16 protein-coding genes are annotated in these 16,833 nt (G+C 42.2%); 7 read left to right on the top strand and 9 right to left on the bottom strand.

Annotation, left to right across the window (positions count from 1 at the left end; all coding sequences use genetic code 11):
- Positions 1-512: 512 nt before the first annotated feature.
- Positions 513-833, top strand: a complete 321-nt coding sequence (locus tag ABF638_RS22755; RefSeq protein WP_181930609.1) for a hypothetical protein — start codon at positions 513-515, stop codon at positions 831-833.
- 27 nt (positions 834-860) lie between these two features.
- On the opposite strand, the gene ABF638_RS22750 is transcribed toward ABF638_RS22755, so the two are convergent.
- The 4 genes from ABF638_RS22750 to ABF638_RS22735 form a co-directional block, all read right to left on the bottom strand.
- The gene (locus tag ABF638_RS22750) at positions 861-1,190 is read right to left on the bottom strand and encodes a DUF2103 domain-containing protein (protein WP_435025242.1); all 330 of its coding nucleotides are present in this window, start codon (positions 1,188-1,190) and stop codon (positions 861-863) included.
- A 5-nt stretch (positions 1,191-1,195) separates the two neighbouring features.
- Entirely contained in the window at positions 1,196-1,522 is a 327-nt protein-coding gene (gene clpS, locus ABF638_RS22745) for an ATP-dependent Clp protease adapter ClpS (RefSeq protein WP_181930607.1), read from the bottom strand.
- Positions 1,523-1,682: 160 nt separating this feature from the next.
- Positions 1,683-3,737 (bottom strand): FAD-dependent oxidoreductase, encoded by a 2,055-nt coding sequence (locus ABF638_RS22740; protein WP_435025241.1) that lies wholly within the window; start codon positions 3,735-3,737, stop codon positions 1,683-1,685.
- 268 nt (positions 3,738-4,005) lie between these two features.
- Positions 4,006-5,193: a glycosyltransferase gene (locus tag ABF638_RS22735; RefSeq protein WP_435025240.1), complete on the bottom strand. Its 1,188-nt coding sequence runs from the start codon at positions 5,191-5,193 to the stop codon at positions 4,006-4,008.
- 894 nt (positions 5,194-6,087) lie between these two features.
- Here ABF638_RS22735 and ABF638_RS22730 point away from each other — a divergent pair.
- Together ABF638_RS22730 and ABF638_RS22725 are read left to right on the top strand one after the other, a co-directional pair.
- Positions 6,088-6,669: a YybH family protein gene (locus tag ABF638_RS22730; RefSeq protein ID WP_435025239.1), complete on the top strand. Its 582-nt coding sequence runs from the start codon at positions 6,088-6,090 to the stop codon at positions 6,667-6,669.
- Between the two features lie 149 nt (positions 6,670-6,818).
- Positions 6,819-8,123 carry a glycosyltransferase gene (locus ABF638_RS22725; RefSeq protein WP_435025238.1) on the top strand — a complete coding sequence of 435 codons (1,305 nt, stop codon included), beginning with the start codon at positions 6,819-6,821 and terminating at the stop codon, positions 8,121-8,123.
- An 88-nt stretch (positions 8,124-8,211) separates the two neighbouring features.
- Here ABF638_RS22725 and ABF638_RS22720 read toward each other — a convergent pair whose 3' ends face one another.
- Complete coding sequence (locus ABF638_RS22720; RefSeq protein WP_435025237.1) at positions 8,212-9,054, bottom strand: methyltransferase domain-containing protein; 843 nt, start codon at positions 9,052-9,054, stop codon at positions 8,212-8,214.
- A 153-nt stretch (positions 9,055-9,207) separates the two neighbouring features.
- Here ABF638_RS22720 and ABF638_RS22715 point away from each other — a divergent pair, with 153 nt between their 5' ends.
- Together ABF638_RS22715 and ABF638_RS22710 are read left to right on the top strand one after the other, a co-directional pair.
- The gene (locus ABF638_RS22715) at positions 9,208-10,542 is read left to right on the top strand and encodes a TrkH family potassium uptake protein (protein ID WP_435025236.1); all 1,335 of its coding nucleotides are present in this window, start codon (positions 9,208-9,210) and stop codon (positions 10,540-10,542) included.
- A 158-nt stretch (positions 10,543-10,700) separates the two neighbouring features.
- Complete coding sequence (locus ABF638_RS22710) at positions 10,701-11,396, top strand: potassium channel family protein (RefSeq protein WP_069068136.1); 696 nt, start codon at positions 10,701-10,703, stop codon at positions 11,394-11,396.
- A 261-nt stretch (positions 11,397-11,657) separates the two neighbouring features.
- On the opposite strand, the gene ABF638_RS22705 is transcribed toward ABF638_RS22710, so the two are convergent.
- The gene (locus ABF638_RS22705; protein ID WP_435025235.1) at positions 11,658-12,767 is read right to left on the bottom strand and encodes a tetratricopeptide repeat protein; all 1,110 of its coding nucleotides are present in this window, start codon (positions 12,765-12,767) and stop codon (positions 11,658-11,660) included.
- A gap of 89 nt (positions 12,768-12,856) precedes the next feature.
- Entirely contained in the window at positions 12,857-14,062 is a 1,206-nt protein-coding gene (queA, locus tag ABF638_RS22700) for a tRNA preQ1(34) S-adenosylmethionine ribosyltransferase-isomerase QueA (RefSeq protein ID WP_435025245.1), read from the bottom strand.
- Between the two features lie 245 nt (positions 14,063-14,307).
- On the opposite strand from queA, the gene ABF638_RS22695 reads away from it, so the two are divergent.
- Entirely contained in the window at positions 14,308-14,697 is a 390-nt protein-coding gene (locus ABF638_RS22695; protein ID WP_435025234.1) for a hypothetical protein, read from the top strand.
- Positions 14,698-14,767: 70 nt separating this feature from the next.
- On the opposite strand, the gene ABF638_RS22690 is transcribed toward ABF638_RS22695, so the two are convergent.
- Positions 14,768-15,310, bottom strand: coding sequence for a YraN family protein (locus ABF638_RS22690; protein WP_435025233.1), 543 nt, complete (start codon positions 15,308-15,310; stop codon positions 14,768-14,770).
- 14 nt (positions 15,311-15,324) lie between these two features.
- On the opposite strand from ABF638_RS22690, the gene ABF638_RS22685 reads away from it, so the two are divergent.
- Positions 15,325-15,930 carry a pentapeptide repeat-containing protein gene (locus ABF638_RS22685; RefSeq protein WP_435025232.1) on the top strand — a complete coding sequence of 202 codons (606 nt, stop codon included), beginning with the start codon at positions 15,325-15,327 and terminating at the stop codon, positions 15,928-15,930.
- A 129-nt stretch (positions 15,931-16,059) separates the two neighbouring features.
- Here the strand turns inward: ABF638_RS22685 and ABF638_RS22680 are convergent, their stop codons facing one another.
- On the bottom strand, positions 16,060-16,437 hold the full coding sequence (locus tag ABF638_RS22680; RefSeq protein ID WP_435025230.1) for a hypothetical protein: 378 nt from the start codon (positions 16,435-16,437) through the stop codon (positions 16,060-16,062).
- Between the last annotated feature and the right edge of the window lie 396 nt (positions 16,438-16,833).

Raw genomic sequence — 16,833 nt, 5'->3', positions numbered from 1 at the left:
CGGATCATGGTGAGGCGATTAGCATAAAATTTGACCCCTCAAAACTTTTCAAACATCCTCTTAAAAAGGGGGACTTTGACTCCGGTTCCCCCTAATTCATAAGCTAATTACAATGATTGCTGCAATGATTTAAACCTTTTTTATACATGAAGAAGCAATTGTTGCAAAGCATGGAGTTTTTGCAGCAACTGCTTATACATTTATTGGAAAAACTTAAGCCTTTCTTATACATGAAGAAGCAATTGTTGCAAAGTATGAAGTATTTGCAGCAACTGCTTATACATTTCTTGGAAAAACTTAAGCCTTTCTTATACATGAAGGAACAAATGTTGCAAACGCTTCAATTTCAGCAACTCGTCTTGAAAGTTAACGGAGTTATGAGTGCTGAGTTGCAAGTGAGATTTTTCACTCAGCACTCTTCAATCTATTGAGGTTTGTAAATAATTTGTATTCCTGCAAGGAATATTCCTTTAGACTGATCTTCAACTGGAAAAATGTGGGAATGAACACAAATGCATTCGTTAAATATATTTTGTCACGAATCTGTAGTTGCTGTTTCCTTTGTCGCTTGCATTATTGGACTGGTGTTACTTTGGGATAGTAAGCAAAAAACAAATGAGATGGAAGAAACAGAGCGGATTCTGTTTAGAATGAGCTTTAGTTACTGGCTAGTTTACTGTGTAGCTTTTGGCATAGAGAAAATGGTTTTACCCGATTGGGAATCTGTGCTGATGACTTTGAAAATAACTACAGCTCTGTCATATTTCTTAACTTTTTCTTGCATCCTAAGTCTGCCGCTACACAAATTTGCAGTACATCGGGTTGAGGAATAGTTATTGGGGATTGGGCATGGGGGATGGTTAAGATTTCATGGCGATCGCTAATGACGTTTCTAGTTCATCTTGGGGTAAGGTTGTTAAAATAAACACCTCTTGTACCGTTTTCCCCTGCCGAGCGATGACTTTATAGCCCCCCCGAATGGGTACTGAGACGCGCAGTTGCATTTTTGGACAATGACCTTTTGACCGCCCAATCACTCCCGGTGTCACGGTTTGGATACCATCGTGCTGACAAAGACGTTCTAAAATAGGGATAAGACCAGAAAGGTGTGTCGAATGATTCCAAACCAGTCTGGCAGCTTTTGCTTTTTGCGAAGCCGTTCCGAGAGGATCTACGGGGGGTTTGCCCATGATAATTAAGCTGCTTCTAGAGGTGCCATTGTCAAACCTGCTCGGCGCAGCTGCTGATGATAGAGTTCCGCAGGTTCTTGGGGCCCGACCCAGACGATCGCTTGACCTTCATAGTGTACCTGATTAGTCAGATCCCACGCGCGATCGCCAGTCATCCCCGGAATATATTTCATCAAACACTCAGCCACATGTGGGAATGTATTAAAATCATCGTTTAATACAATCACTTTGTAATTCGGATAAGTCTTACGGATAACTTGATTAGACCGTTCAGGAGCTACAGTTGGTGCTGTGGCCATCCCGTAAACATCAGCTGAAAGTATCATAACCATACAACAATTGGTCAAGAGGATTTTACAAAACTACACTATAAGTAATTAGTTTAGTTTATTGTCTGGGAAGTGGGGAATGGAGAGTGGGGAATGGGGAATGGGGAATGGGGAATGGGGAAAAGAATTAATAACCAATGCCCAATGCCCCATGCCCAATGCCCTATTTCCAATTATCCCAGTTTTGGTTAAAAATAGATGTATCTGGGAAAGCGGTAGGGTTGCCATTTTTTTGTAAAAGCTGTTTGAGTGCTTCTAGCTGTGGCTCTTGTTTGGGTAAGTCATCGACTAATTGGTAAGGTGCGATCGCATTTTTGATGGCAAAACTAGCGACAGTCCCCGCAGCTGCGCCAGCAGACCATTCAAAGGAATGTACCCGATAGGCAGCAGCGGCAATATGACTAGTACCAATACTTTTGCCTCCTACCAGCAAATTGTCGATTTTCTGGGGAATCATCGCCCTGAGAGCAATTTGGAAGGGATAAGCTTGACCAGCACCGCGTCTTTCGCCTGGACGTTCTATGTTACCAGGGGCTTCTGGGGGACTATTTACCATGCAAGGATGGAAATCTATCGCGTAGTGACCAATACCCACAGAATCGGGGAAGATGGTAGAACGAGTCCGTCGCATTGCCTTGTCTGGTGTAACTTGACCGTCAATTACTGATACTGCTTCCAAACCTGCAACTGCTGCTCGTAGCCGACGATACATATCTGCTGGCAGAGTCTTTGAATAATACTCATCATTATAATCTCGACGAGAAATATCAATTTCCCAGATACCAAAACCTCCGGTTTGCCCCCAACTAGGGCGGCCAATGATGCGGCGTCCTTCTCGCATATAGGGATATTTCGATAAGCCATGTGCTGTCCCCATTGGCGAATTTAAACCCGAAACAAAGCGATTATTAGTTCGCTGCTGCTTTACACCCTCCCCTAATTGGGAATCTGTAGTTCCAGCTACTAACCAGTAATAGAAAGATAGGGCATTTTCCTCACCTCTGCGGAGGGTTTCTGTCCGCAGTCCTCCCATCCACCCCCCTGGCTGTAATTGCCCAGTACCTTGTAACTGTTGGCGAGTGTAAATTAGGTTATCCTTGGCTGTTCCGGGGCGGTAGTCGTTACCCCAAGTCCAGTTTTGCATGGAAATATCCCCTGGTGTAGCCGCAGTAAAACTTACACCACCGAATTTTGCTGGTTGACCTTTGTTTGGACTCCAAATGCGACGATAGGTAAAAACTAAATCAAAGTTAGCTAGTCGTGCTAATTCATAGCTGAAATATGGCGCATATTGTAAATAAAATGGGGGCATTGTCTGCGGTTGCGCTTCCTTGGTTGCCTCCATTGCAAAGGTGTATGTAAAGCCTTGAGTGCAATAGGGGTCATTATTGGCGCTGGATGAAGAAGGTTCTAGGTAGGAACGGGCATCAATGCCTAATCGATAGGGAACATCAGCAAGGGCGATAATTTCCCCGGTTTCGCTAGCGTCTACAACGTACCATTTCGGAGCATTCTCTTTCGCTGCTTTGGGGATGAAACGGACAATAGTTTTAGTAAACCGAGATGAGTTTTCGTAGCGATAGGCATCTTCAATACTTTGAGATAAAGTAAAAGTATTGAGAGGTGGTGCGCCTTTTGGTGGTTGATGTTGGATTGCGATCGCACTATTAATTATTTTGCCATCAGCAGCGATTTCTAAATCTTTAATTACCGTATTGGGATACCATTGCAACTTCCCTTTGCCTTTCTTTTCGGCATCCTTGAGCATCTGAGTCAAAATGGTGTGAGCATCACGGGGAAGAAAGCACGAGTCACTTACCCAACAGTCACCTGGATTAAGTTCTCCGTATTTACGCTGAATGCGGTTTCGCAATTCCAGATAACCGCGAGAATAAAATTGTTGGGAACGTTGGGTTGGTCGTTCATCTAATGCAGATGTCCCTTGAGCAGAAATTTGTCCCCCCAGCCAGTCAGTAATTTCTGTGAGGCAAACTGTTCGCCCTGCTAGCAAACCCTCGTAAGCTGTGGCTACACCAGAAAGTCCACCACCCACAACTAAGATTTCGCAATTTACACTTTTATCTGGGGTTCTCGGTGGTGTGGCGTTCGCCTTTGGCGTTGGCGCAGCCATCGCAGAATCAAATGCAACTAAACTAGATATTAAATTGAGACTGATCAGCGATGTCAAGCTAAAAGCTACTTCGTGTCTACGTATCATATTAAAAAAAACACTCCAAATCCTGTGTCACCTTGTAGAAGGTAGCATTCAGCAAATGTTCATTACAAGCTTATTGATTTGGGTATGGGGCATTGGGAATTATGAAGAAGGGTAAAGGGGAAGGGGGAAGGGGTTTGTTTCTTTACCCTTTACCCTTTAACCTTTACCCTTTACCCTTTAACCTTTACCCTTTAACCTTTACCCTTTAACCTTTACCCTTTAACCTTTACCCTTTAACCTTTAACCTTTAACCTCATCTCCCTCACATCTACATCAGTTCCATCTCTTGTAACCCCTGGCGTAGTCTCTTCGCTTCTTCGGGATTATACCTTTCATGAAGGGCGATCGCTTTTCTAAAAGCTGTTAAACTATCTTGATGATTACCAACTTTGAGCAACACTACGCCTAAATTTTGATAAGCTTCGGCATAGTTGGGATTTAACCCGATGGCATTTTTATAATATGCGATCGCTTCTATAAATAAACCCAAAGCCTTAAATGTCATCGCCAAATTATAATGTCCAACAACAAAAGTAGGGTCAATTTTCAAAGTTGTGGCGTAAGCTGTTTTTGCACCGTTGAAATCTCCTGCTGCTTTGAGTAAGTTGCCCAAGTTGTTGTATGCTCCTAATTTGAGCATGGGATAAATTGGCAATTTGATGGCAGCTTGATAGTGAGAAATAGCTTGTGGGAATTTTTTCAACCGATTGTAGGCAATACCTAAATGATAGTGGAGTTCATATAAAATATCGTAGTTGTCTTCAACAACGGTGATTCCTCGTCTCAGTAACTCCATACCTTGGGTAATTTTCCCAGTTTGTACATACAAGGCCCCTAATTTACTGCAAACATAGGGATCATCAGGATGAGTTGCGAGAAACCCTTCCATCGCCGTAGCGGCTTTGGCATATTTGTTATTTTGAGCGATCGCACTTTTTTGATATCCTACGTGTGAAAGTGCCACCCCTGGTAAATAGCCCACTTGCCAATGGGGTTCTTTGGTTAAGATTGCTGCCACACTATCATCCACTAAAGCATGATAAGGACGGTCAAAACGAATATCTGGATGATTGCGGAATAGCCTGGAAACCAGAGAATAGGGAGATTGTTCTGCACCAACTTCATGGCGGACGAGGTTGATTAGCAGGTATTCATCTCTAGCGATCGCCTCTCGTAACTGCGGTACAATTGCTGGAGCCAGAGTTTCATCAGCATCTAACACCAGAATCCAATCACCAGTGACATATTTTAGAGCTGCATTGCGAGCAGCACTAAAGTCATTACACCATTTAAAATGATGGACTTTTGCACCGAGTTGTTGGGCAATATTGGGAGTGCGATCGATTGAGCCTGTATCCAAGACTACCATTTCATCTACTACTTTTCTGACACTGCTCAGACATTTAGGCAGTGTTGATGCTTCATTTTTCACAATCATGCACAGACTGAGTTTCATATTGCCAATAAATTCTCGGTTCAGATTTTTTGCTTGTTGTAGTGACCAACTTTTATTTTGTGCCGATATGGCGAGAGGCTGCGCTATGCACTAAATCGTCTCACACCTCTTGCCAAAATGGGGAAAAGACCTTGCGTGCTGGCTCCCCAATACACTGCCTCCCCTACATCAAGCTGTAAAGTGTAATTTTGATCTGTGTCAAGTCGCTTCTCTACGAGACGCTGCGCGTAGCTTGCTTCTCTGAAAGAGTACGCTCCAATTAAAAATTAAAAATTATTAATTAAAAATTGCAATCAGTGCTTGCTCTGTACTCACCACTGATAGCGTAGCGTTAGCGAGTCCGCGAGCGTCTTGTAGACTACTGAAATCTTTGATTCAGTGGGGGCTTGTACCCCAATTTAATTAATTAAAAATTATTATCCTCCTTAATTTTTGACTTTTAATTTTTAATTAAAAAAAGGTCACACTATTGACAGATAATCTACACACCTTATTCATGATATTGAAATAAATTAATTTCTCGTAGTTAATTTTTTGTTACAAAAACCAGAGCTACGACTTACCCTACTAGTACCGCAAGGCGGAATTAAAAATTAAAAATTAAAAATGAAGACAGCGTAAGGGTTGCGTTGATTGGGAATGGGTGGTTTATTTATGCCGTGCTGTACTAGTTTTTTATAGCACCTTTGATAATCCGTTTTTGGATTGCTTAAGAATCCCCATCCGCCTATGCGGTGGGGAGTATCAAGTCCTATAAAATGGAGTACGGAATGTGGGTAGTAACATTAAAAAAATTATCGGTAAGCGTCACTTAATCTATAGGTTTTTTATATGATCAAACAGAAATGGATAAGCATAAACAAATGCACTCAGCTACTTTGGAGTGTTTTGTTAATGTTAGTAATTTGGAATCTACCCCAATATGCTCTGGCAGATGTAAATCCACAGGAGATAGATGCAATTATTCGCACACGGGATATTGCGCTGCAAGCCCTAAACACTCGCGATTTTGCCAAAATCGAGCCTTACTTGCATCCAAATTTCACCATAACAACAGTTGATAACCAGATTTTTCACAAAGTTCCTGAGTTTGAAAAGTACTGGAATCAGCAGTTTTCCAGTTCCATTAAAGATATCAAAATGCAACTAAAGGGAGATAGTCTCAGAACGTTTCTCACTCCAGAGATAGATGTTGCCTCTGGAGAAGCGATCGCATCTTTTTCTTTCAAAGATGGCAAAGCCGCTGATATGGCGTTGCGATGGACAGCAGTGCTGCAAAAACTCCAAGATAAATGGACGATTCAATCGCTGCATTTTTCCTCCAATCTGCTGAATAACCCGGTGTTGAATGCTGCTCAACAATTGGGGCGGATTCTAGCAGTTGCAGCAGGGGTGAGCGGTTTTATTTTGGGAGTGGTGACGATGCTAATATTACGTCGCAGGACTAAGCAAGAAACCAAAACCGAAAAGATATAGGAATACGCTTTGATTTCTGAAATTATTTGCGTAGGTAGGCAATAGGCAATAGGCAATAGGCAATAGGCAATAGGCAATAGGCAATAGGACTCTTCAAGTTGTACTAAATTTATTAAAAAATAAAATAGGAGTCCTAAATAGCAAATAAAGTGGAAAAAAAAACCTATCAGCCCAGTAAAAATATTAGCTTTTATCGCCGTCTCAAAGCAACCATAGTAGTTTTATTAGTCTGGGGTGGCGTGAGTTTGCTGCACTGGCTACCAGAAACACAATGGTTGATGCTGGGATTAACGGCAATCTTGACTGTGCAAACGTTACGAATGCTGCTAGTAAAACCAGTGGCGGCGGTGATGGAGAGTGAGATTTATTTACCGCCAGTCTCGATTTTAGTTCCGGCTAAAAATGAAAGTTTAGTCTTGCCTGATCTAGTTTACAGCTTATACCAATTGAATTATCCAAGCGATCGCCTAGATATTTGGGTCGTTGATGACGGCAGTACCGATGAAACCCCCCAGGTTTTGAGGGAATTACAAACTCAATTTCCAGCTTTACAAGTTCATCGACGGGAATCAAAAGGTGGTAAATCAGGGGCCTTGAATGCGGTGTTTCCCTTTACCCAAGGAGGAATTATCCTAGTTTGTGATGCGGATGCTCAGTTACCTACTAATTTTCTCCGGCAAACAGTACCTCTATTTCAGAAGCAAGGTATCGGTGCAGTGCAAGTGCGAAAAGCAATTTCTAATGCTAATACCAACTTCTTAACGCGTTGTCAGCAGATGGAAATGAATTGTGATGGCTTTCTGCAAACCCATCGCATTGCTATTGGTGGAATGTCTGAACTGCGCGGTAATGGGATGTTAGTTAGTCGGGAATTGTTAGAAAAGTGTCAAGGTTGGAATGAGAACACTGTCACCGATGATTTGGATCTTTGCTTCAAACTCTATTTAGAAGGTGCGGAAATTGAGTTTGTTACAGTTCCATCAATTCAGGAAGAAGGTGTAACCACTTGGGCAAAACTTTGGAATCAACGCTGTCGTTGGGCTGAAGGTGGCTATCAGCGTTACCTGGATTATTTTCCGCAAATTCTTACTTTAGGTTGGGCAAAAGAAATTGATTTGTTATTGTTTTTTCTATTGCAATTTATTCTGCCAATTGGACTAATTCCCGATTTACTTTGGACTATATTTTATAACCATCGTCCAGTTCTGTTTCCCCTCCAGACACTACTCAGCATCATTCTAACGGTTGCCTTTATTGCTGGACTTTACCAATTTCAAAGTTTACGAGGATGGTCTTTGCTTTGGGCAACAATTCAAGGGTCATTATACATGGTGCATTGGATTCCTGTGATGATTGTGGCAACTTTAAAGATGTGTGTGCAAAAGGAGCGATCGCACTGGGTGAAAACTGAGCATCATGGTGGAAATTCTTACAGTGATTCCAACAACTATTGACACTCTACCGCCCTTTTAGGGTGAGGATTCTTGGTTCAACGGGTCGCGGCAGGAAAAAGAGGAAAAACTGCCCTCTTTTTCCTACCTTCTACTTATTGCCGCACAATAAGCCAAACCGAACTAACCCGCGCTCATAACCACGACGCATCAACCCCAGCGATAACGCCCCTTGAATAGTAGTCCAACCGGCATTTAGTAAGCCCCAAAGCGCTTGGGGAGTGAATGCCGAATCAATGACTACATTCCAAAAGGGGGCGACAGCCTGCGACCAATCGGCGGTGCGAATATTGTTTAATGGAAGTTGAAGTGCGATCGCTTCGTACTCTGGTAAAGAAATCACATAAGGCAAACAATACACCCGATAAATATCCTGCAAATGCTTTTCCTCATCTGCTGTCAGTGGTAACTTATCAGTCGCTCGATGACACCAAGTCACCATAATTAACTTGCCACCAGGTTTCAACACCCGATAGCACTCCTGGAGAAACTTAGTTTTATCTGGCATGTGTTCACCGCTTTCCAGTGACCAAACCAAGTCAAAAGAATCGTCAGCAAAAGGCATTGCTTGAGCATTGGCTACCTGAAACTGAGTTCTTAGACTCAAATTCGCTTCCGTTGCGCGTTCCGTTGCTCTCGCCGCTTGCACAGGACTCAAAGTAATCCCTGTAGCCTTAGCATTAAACTTTTCTGCCAGGTACAAAGAACTGCCACCAATGCCACAACCCACATCCAGGATATTTTCTGCTGCTTGTACCCCTGCCCAATTGAGCAGTTCTTCGATTAAATCAATTTGAGCTTGACGGCGGTCTTTTTTCTGGCTGCCATCAGCACCGTAGTAGCCGTGATGCATGTGTTCTCCCCAAATCTGTTCCCACAGACCAGAGGAAGCATCGTAGAACTGCTGAATTTGCTGGTAAAGTGTTGCACTCATGAAAAAAGTAGTATTGAGACGAAGTAGAATTCAAAAAAAACATACAGGTAGGCTACCATGTATGTTTTTAATTAAATAAGGTGTTTTTGTTTCCAGAGAGGGTGAACCCCGGTTTATCTTCCCTGGAAAAAATTTTATAAATTTTACCTTAATATGACTGTTGCTCGCACAATTTGTTTGGGGTTTCTGGCTGTCATCGCTGTCGGTACTATCCTGTTGATGATGCCTTTCTCGACTAGTAATGGTACATGGGATAACCTGATTGTGGCACTATTCACCTCGACATCCGCAGTTTGTGTCACAGGTTTATCAGTAGTTGATCCTGGTACTCATTTTTCCTTTTGGGGTCAGTTATTTATTGCGCTATTAGCTCAGATTGGCGGGTTGGGCTACATGACAACTACCACATTTCTGATTTTGCTCATTGGTCGTAAATTTGATATGCGGCAAAAAATTGCTATTCAACAAGCTTTAGATCGACCGGGAATGAGTGGTAGCTCTCAAGTTATCCGTTCAATTATTGCCACGACTTTAATTTTTGAAATTACAGGAGTATTCTTACTTCTACCAGCTTTTGTTCCACAATATGGCTGGAGTCAAGGACTTTGGCTAGCAATTTTTCATAGTATTAATGCTTGGAATAATGCTGGCTTTAGTTTGTTTAAAGATAACTTAATTGGCTATCAATCATCATTCTTAGTAGTCTTCACCGTCACCATGTTGATTATCTTTGGGGGGATTGGCTATCAGGTAATTATGGAAATGTATCTTTGGTTGCGCGATCGCATCCTCAGAAAAACTCATAATCAGACATTTTCTCTAGATTTCAAAGTTGCAACTAGCACAACTATTATATTATTAGTAATAGGGTTAGTTGCCTTTTTCTGTATAGAGATTAGAAACCCTGAAACATTTGGCTCTCTTAAGTTTCGTGACCAAATATTAGTAGCTTGGTTTCAATCAGTTACTCCCAGAACTGCCGGTTTTAACACCATCGATATTAGCAAAATGACTACCGCTGGACTATTCATTACGATTGCACTGATGTTTATTGGTGCAAGTCCAGGTGGTACAGGAGGAGGAATGAAAACAACAACTCTGAGAGTGTTGACCAGTTGCACTAAAGCAATTCTCCAGGGGAAAGAAGACGTTTTGTTATACGATCGCAAAATAGCAATAAATTTAATTTTGAAAGCTGTAGGTGTGTTGGTGGGTTCAGTGGCAACCGTGATTTTAGCCACTATTTTAATTAGCCTTACAGATCCAAGATTGGATTTTATTCAAATTCTGTTTGAAGTGGTATCAGCCTTCGCTACCGTGGGGCTTTCTACAGGCATCACAGCAAGTATCTCCACAGCCGCAAAGCTCATATTAATTGTAACCATGTACTTTGGAAGAGTAGGTGTTTTACTACTAATGTCCGCTGTATTAGGAGATCCTCGCCCCACCAGAATTCACTATCCTGAAGAAAATTTACTCGTGGGATAGTTATAAAGGGGGAGTAGGGAATAGGGAATGGGGAGAAAGAATAACCAATGCTCAAACTGATAAAATATACATTGGAAGGCAAAAAATAAAATTTTTAATTCAAACGGTATAAGCGTTTTTTGCCCTAAATACAGGGAGCCATAATAAGGATAACAAAGGTGAATCTGTCATCATTAAGTTTTTTTCGCAGTTTACGTAAAGATAACCACCAATTTGCTGTAATTGGGTTAGGTCGTTTTGGTCGATCTGTCTGTTCTACCCTGCACAATTTTGGTTATCAAGTGCTGGCAACAGATATTGATGAAAAACGAGTTTCAGAAGCATTAACTGAGGGAATAGTTGGTCATGCTTTACAACTAGACTCTACAGAACCAGCTGCACTTAAAGAAGCTGGAATTTTTGAATTTGATACTGTGATTATAGCAATAGGTAACTACGTTCAGGAAAGCATCATAACTACCCTAAATGTGAAAGAAGCTGGTGTTCCCCACGTAGTTGCCAAAGCTTCTAGTGAAGTTCACCGTAAACTGTTGCGGCGAGTAGGTGCAGATCATGTTGTTTTTCCTGAGTATGAAGCAGGTTGTGCCCTAGCGCGTACCCTTACCAAACCAGCAATCCTAGATCGGTTTGACCTCGATCCAGATAACAGTATTGTAGAGTTGATTGTGCCTGATGAATTTCACGGCAGAACAATCACTGAGTTGCAACTTCGTAATCGCTACGGTTTAAATTTGCTAGCAGTAAGTCAGGATGGTAAATTTCAAATTAATCCTGACCCTACTAAGCGTTTAGAGCGTGGTTCAGCAATGGTCGTTATTGGTTGCAATAAAGATATCAATCGTTTGCCGATTTAAAAAAGTTAGAAGTCATTCAATTTTAGATTTTAGATTTTAGATTTTTCATTCAATCTAAAATTGGCAGAGTTAGAGATTATTAATTTATTCCTAACTCTGACTTTTTTATCAATAAGGGGAAAAGGTAAAAACCTTGCCCGCAAGTGGTGCGAAATAATCCTTGTATCGCAAGGTAGGTCGAAATTTCACCCCTAGTGGGTGGCTTAGTTTAATTGCGAATTGCGTTAGCAGAGCGGGGCGTTAGCCCATTGCGAATTGGTTTCATTGTCCGGGACTCGTTGAAGTAGATTGTGGTTCAACTGAGACAGGGACATCGCCAGGGTTGGCTGGCGTTTCTGGTTGATTCGGCGTCTTTGGCTCAGGTGTTTGTACTACATTACTTGTAGAATCTGAACTCTGAGCAGGAGTAGCTGTTTGACTGGCTTGAGGTTGCTGTTGTCCAGCCTTCTGGGCAATTTGCTGCATTAGCTGTTCAATTTTCTCAACTTGTTCAATATTGCCTTGCTCACGATACTCATTATGAGCGCGTTTCAAGACTCCACTAGCTTTCTTGATGTCGCCCTGATTATATAAAGTGACTCCCAAGTTATAGTAAGCTGAGGCATTTTTAGGATTTTGGCGAATAGCTTGCCGATAAACAGAAATAGCCTCTGAAGCTTGACCATGAATTGCCAGTAAACTTGCCATGTTGTTGTAGGCTGTGGCATTTTTAGGATCTAGTTGCAAGGCTTGGCGATAAGTGGCGATCGCAAGCTCTATTTGACCTTGTTGTTGCAAGGCGATCGCTAAGTTAAAATAAGCATTGGCATAACTGCTATCTAGATTGATTACTTGCTGGTATGCTGCGATCGCTTCTTGTAGTTGTCCTTGTTCATAAAGCACCAAACCCAGATTATATAGCGCTGCTACCCTTGTGGAATCTATTACCAGGCTCTGGCGATAAGCCGTAATCGCTGCATCTTTTTCTCCTTGTCGGTGCAACACTAACCCTAAGTTGTAATAAGCTTCACTCAAATTGGGATTAATTCTAATCGCCTCTGTATATTCTTGTAAAGCTATATCCAGGCGATTTTGCTCCATGAATATATTACCCAGATAATTTCGCGCTGCCCCAAGGCTAGGATCTCGCTGTAACGCTTGGCGAAACGCATATTCCGCACCCAGTAAATCTTTGCGATTATAGCGCGTCACTCCCTGCTGAAAAAAGCTAGCTGCTTGAAGATCCTGAGAAATTGCGGTTTCTCCTAGCAGCTTGCTTCCGGGTAAATTAGTAATTGTTGGTGTAGCCAAGACCAAAAACGCAGAACAGCCAGCGAGTGTCACCTGGCAAAATAAATTAAACCAATGAGAAAATAGGTATTTTTCAGACATGAATAGTAGACCTGTACTTATTTTTAACTCCTCATAAGTCAGAGTACCCACCACGAAAGAAAAAATTCCAAATTCCCAACTTTTAACTCCTAACTCTCCACTCTTACAGCTTCCGGTAAAATTAGCATGGCATCACCAAAGGAATAAAAGCGATACTTTGAAGCGATCGCTTCAGAGTATATATTCAATAACCGTTGTCTGCCAATTAGGGCACTTACCAACATCAGCAAACTAGAACGCGGTAAGTGAAAATTGGTAATCAAACCATCTACCACCCGCCATTGGTAGCCGGGATAAATAAACAAGTCTGTTTTCCCGCAAAATGGTTGTAAATTCCCAGATTTAGCCGCCCCTTCTAAAGCCCTGACTGCCGTTGTTCCCACAGCAATAATCCGACCGCCAGCTGCTTTAGTAGCGCGGATTTGCTCTACTGTGGCGGCGGGAACTTCAATCCATTCTTCGTGCATCTGATGGGTAGTTACATCCTCCACTTCCACAGGGCGAAATGTGCCTACACCAACGTGTAGCGTCACAAAAGCTTGATTGATTTTGCGATCGCGCAACTTTTCTAATAATTCTGGGGTAAAGTGTAATCCTGCCGTTGGTGCTGCGATCGCTCCTGGCTGTTTGGCATAAACTGTCTGATACTGTCCGTCAGCGGCTTCTGAAGTAGTGATGTATGGTGGTAGCGGGATTTCACCAAACACCTCTAATAATTGCACCAAAGACTTTCCTTCTGGCACATCAAATTGCAACAAACGCCCCCCAGTTGCTACGTCTGTTTCTATAACTGTAGCCGTTAGCTGGGGAGTGGGGACTGGGTACTGGGGACTGGGTAATGGGTAGGAATCTTTCTGATCCCTAATTCCTAATTGCCTTGGTTCAAAAATAATCTTAGCTCCCTGTTTGAAGCTTTTTCCTGGCTTAACTAAAGCTAACCAACAGTTATGCTGTCGTTCTTCCAACAGCAACACCTGGATTTTAGCACCAGTAGATTTATGACCATAAAGCCGCGCTGGAATGACTCTTGTATTGTTCATAACCAACAAATCACCAGAGCGCAGCAGTGCAGGCAAATCATGGAAAATGTGGTGTAGGGCTGCTGTTTCGATGCCTGTAGTAGAAGAATTAACTACCAGTAATCGTGAACTATCTCTAGGAACTGCTGGGTTTTGGGCAATGAATTCTGGAGGTAGTTCGTAGTCATAGCCAGCTACCGAGCAATCTAATTCCAAATCTTTTTCTTGTGGGCTAGATGTATCTTTCAAATTGGCTTGTACTAGTTTTTGCTTTATCTAGTATTTATACTCTCTTAAAAAGGCTGGGTTAAGTTTTCCCTTCTAAAGGAACTTTAAGACATTTTCGCTCAGTTTTGTCGCTAGGCTATAAGATTGTTACTATTAAGTAACACGGAAAAATTAACATAAAAATTGGGTAAACCTCCCCATCTAAAAACGGGGGCTTTTACCCTACCGGGAAGAGGCACTGATTGACGAATATAGATATGTAGGATTGGCTTTGATCCCAAGCACCAACAAACATGGAATACTTGTACTATCTGGCAAATGCCAGTCTAACCCTGAGGGTCGTTCAACACCTCCACGCTAGACCCCAGACACCAGTTTCATTCGTCACCGTAATTCATCAAATTGATGGCTGGGTGGTTAGGATCAAACTCAGAGGTCAAGTCTCGCTCCAAGAAGATGGCGACTTTCGGGCTTTTCTAAACGAATTAGGAATTAGCTATGAACCGCCAATGAGGGTGCAAATGGCACTTTGGAGTTTGGAAGCGGGACAATGCCCTGTGGACGTAATGCGTCGCTATCAGGTAGCGATCGTTTCTCATGGTAGCCCAGAGAGAGACGAAATCGAGGCCTTCCGACAACAGTTTGTCCGGGGCTTAGGCTACTGCCCAGAAACCTTGGCGTGACACTATTTGGTTGTAACGCCACTACCAAATTATTGGTCATTGGTAATGAAGATATCTTATCCATTACCGATTAACCATTATCAATTGAAGAGTCGAAAGCTGCCGGAATGTATTCTTGCAGCTTAAACTTATATCCGTCTACTGATAAAGTAGCTAGAGCTTCCTGGCTTGCTGTAACCCCAGTCAGATTTTTTGATATTCTTTGACAGTAGACAATAGCAACATCAAATCTACAAGAATAATCTGCCTTCTCAGGATACTGGGCTAAAAATATTCCAGCTGTACGCCAAATTTTTGCTTGCTTTTGTGTAGTGATTGCACTTCTTCCCCCAGCATCCCAACTACCTGAACTGCGGGTTTTAACTTCAACAAATGCCAATAATGAGTGCTGAGTGCTGTTAGCGGTAGCGGGGCGTTTAGCCCGTAAGGAGTCCTGAGTAAGGAGTTTTTCCCCAGTTCGTCCATCATATTGAGCAATAATATCAATTTCTCCCCAGCGGCTAGAAAAGCGACGATGGAGAATTATCCAACCTGTAGATTGCAACCATTGGGCTACTAGGTCTTCTCCTAAATGACCAATATCTGGATAATGGGATGGAGGAAGGTTAGCCATTGACTAAAAATATCATGAATGCTACGAATTCTAGGTTAAGCGATGCCTGCGGTGGGCTACGCCTACGCACAGCAGGTTCTAAACTCGACTCATCCCGAACAAAGTTGGGGTTGAAACATAAAACAGACCATCGAATTTGGGCAAGCATACTCAGCTTATTCCTCTGGGGAATGATTGTCATCACTGCAACAGTCGGTTTTGCTCCAACAGCTTTGGCACTCGAATATAATAAAGAGATTTTGGTTGAGGCTGATTTCTCAGGACGTGATTTAACAGACTCCAGCTTTACCAAAGCTAATCTTCGCCAGAGCAACTTCAGCCATGCTAATTTGAACGGTGTCAGCTTCTTTGCAGCGAATTTGGAATCTGCGAATTTGGAGGGTTCTGACTTGAGAAATGCCACTTTAGACTCGGCTCGTTTAGTCAGAGCAAATTTGACAAATGCACTATTGGAGGGTGCATTTGCTGCTAACGCCAGATTTGACGGTGCAATAATTGACGGGGCAGATTTTACCGATACGCTGCTGCGTTCCGATGAGCAAAAAAAATTGTGCAAACTTGCCAAAGGAACTAATCCCATTACAGGACGAGATACGCGTGACACGTTGTTTTGTCCTTAGTATTACCTGTATATTGATTGGGCATGGGGCATGGGGCATTGGGCATTGGGCATGGGTATTTAGTGATTAAGTTTCTTCTCTATCCCCTATTCCCCATTCCCCATTCCCTACTTATAAAATATTTAGCACCTACCAACCACCTGCACCAATCTTTTGACAAACAATTTGCATTCCTTTTCCTGGTGAAGAATTAGCTACAAAAGGTATTTCTCCTTTCTCCTGATCTTCTTGAAGTAGTTGTCCATCCAACCCATAAATGGCAATGCGATTGAGAAAAAGCCGCGATTCATTACACGAAGCATCGAACGTAGTCTCGAAGATGCCATCTCCATAGATACCGTAAAGCTTGTATGTAGTGCCCTTAATAGTTTTTGTATCCAGAGCTACACTGTTTCCTAATTTATCATGTCCTACAGTGAGATATCTTTGTGCATCTTGAGCAATGGCACTACCATTACTCAATAAAATAGCGATCGCTCCTACTATGCCGCCTAACTTAAAATACATACAGTTTCAAAATATCAGATTTCATATATTTCTACCCGCGATCAAAGGGGTTCTGGCAGGGTAAAAGCACTGAAATCAAGATATCGCAAACTCTGCTGTTAAGTAATGACGCAAGTTTGCGAACTTTATGGCAAGCCGAAAAATTTAGTAATCACGGGCAAATGGGAACTATAAGAAAATAAGCCCCAAAATTTTTTACCTTAGTTCACATAGGCAATCGAGAACAACGGTTTTGAGCGCAATTCTCTAGTACCCTTATTACGCGTTCGAGGTTTATTAAATTTTTTAGCGTAAAGTTTTATCGATTTGGCAAAGTGATACCTCACAATAAATTATGGGAATCATAAGTTGGAAATACAAATTGTATTTATCCAGAAAAACTTACGTTCCAAACAA

The sequence above is a fragment of the Nostoc sp. CALU 1950 genome (assembly GCF_051172895.1).
Classification (GTDB): domain Bacteria; phylum Cyanobacteriota; class Cyanobacteriia; order Cyanobacteriales; family Nostocaceae; genus Nostoc; species Nostoc edaphicum_A.
This window is presented reverse-complemented; position numbering and strand designations above follow the sequence as displayed.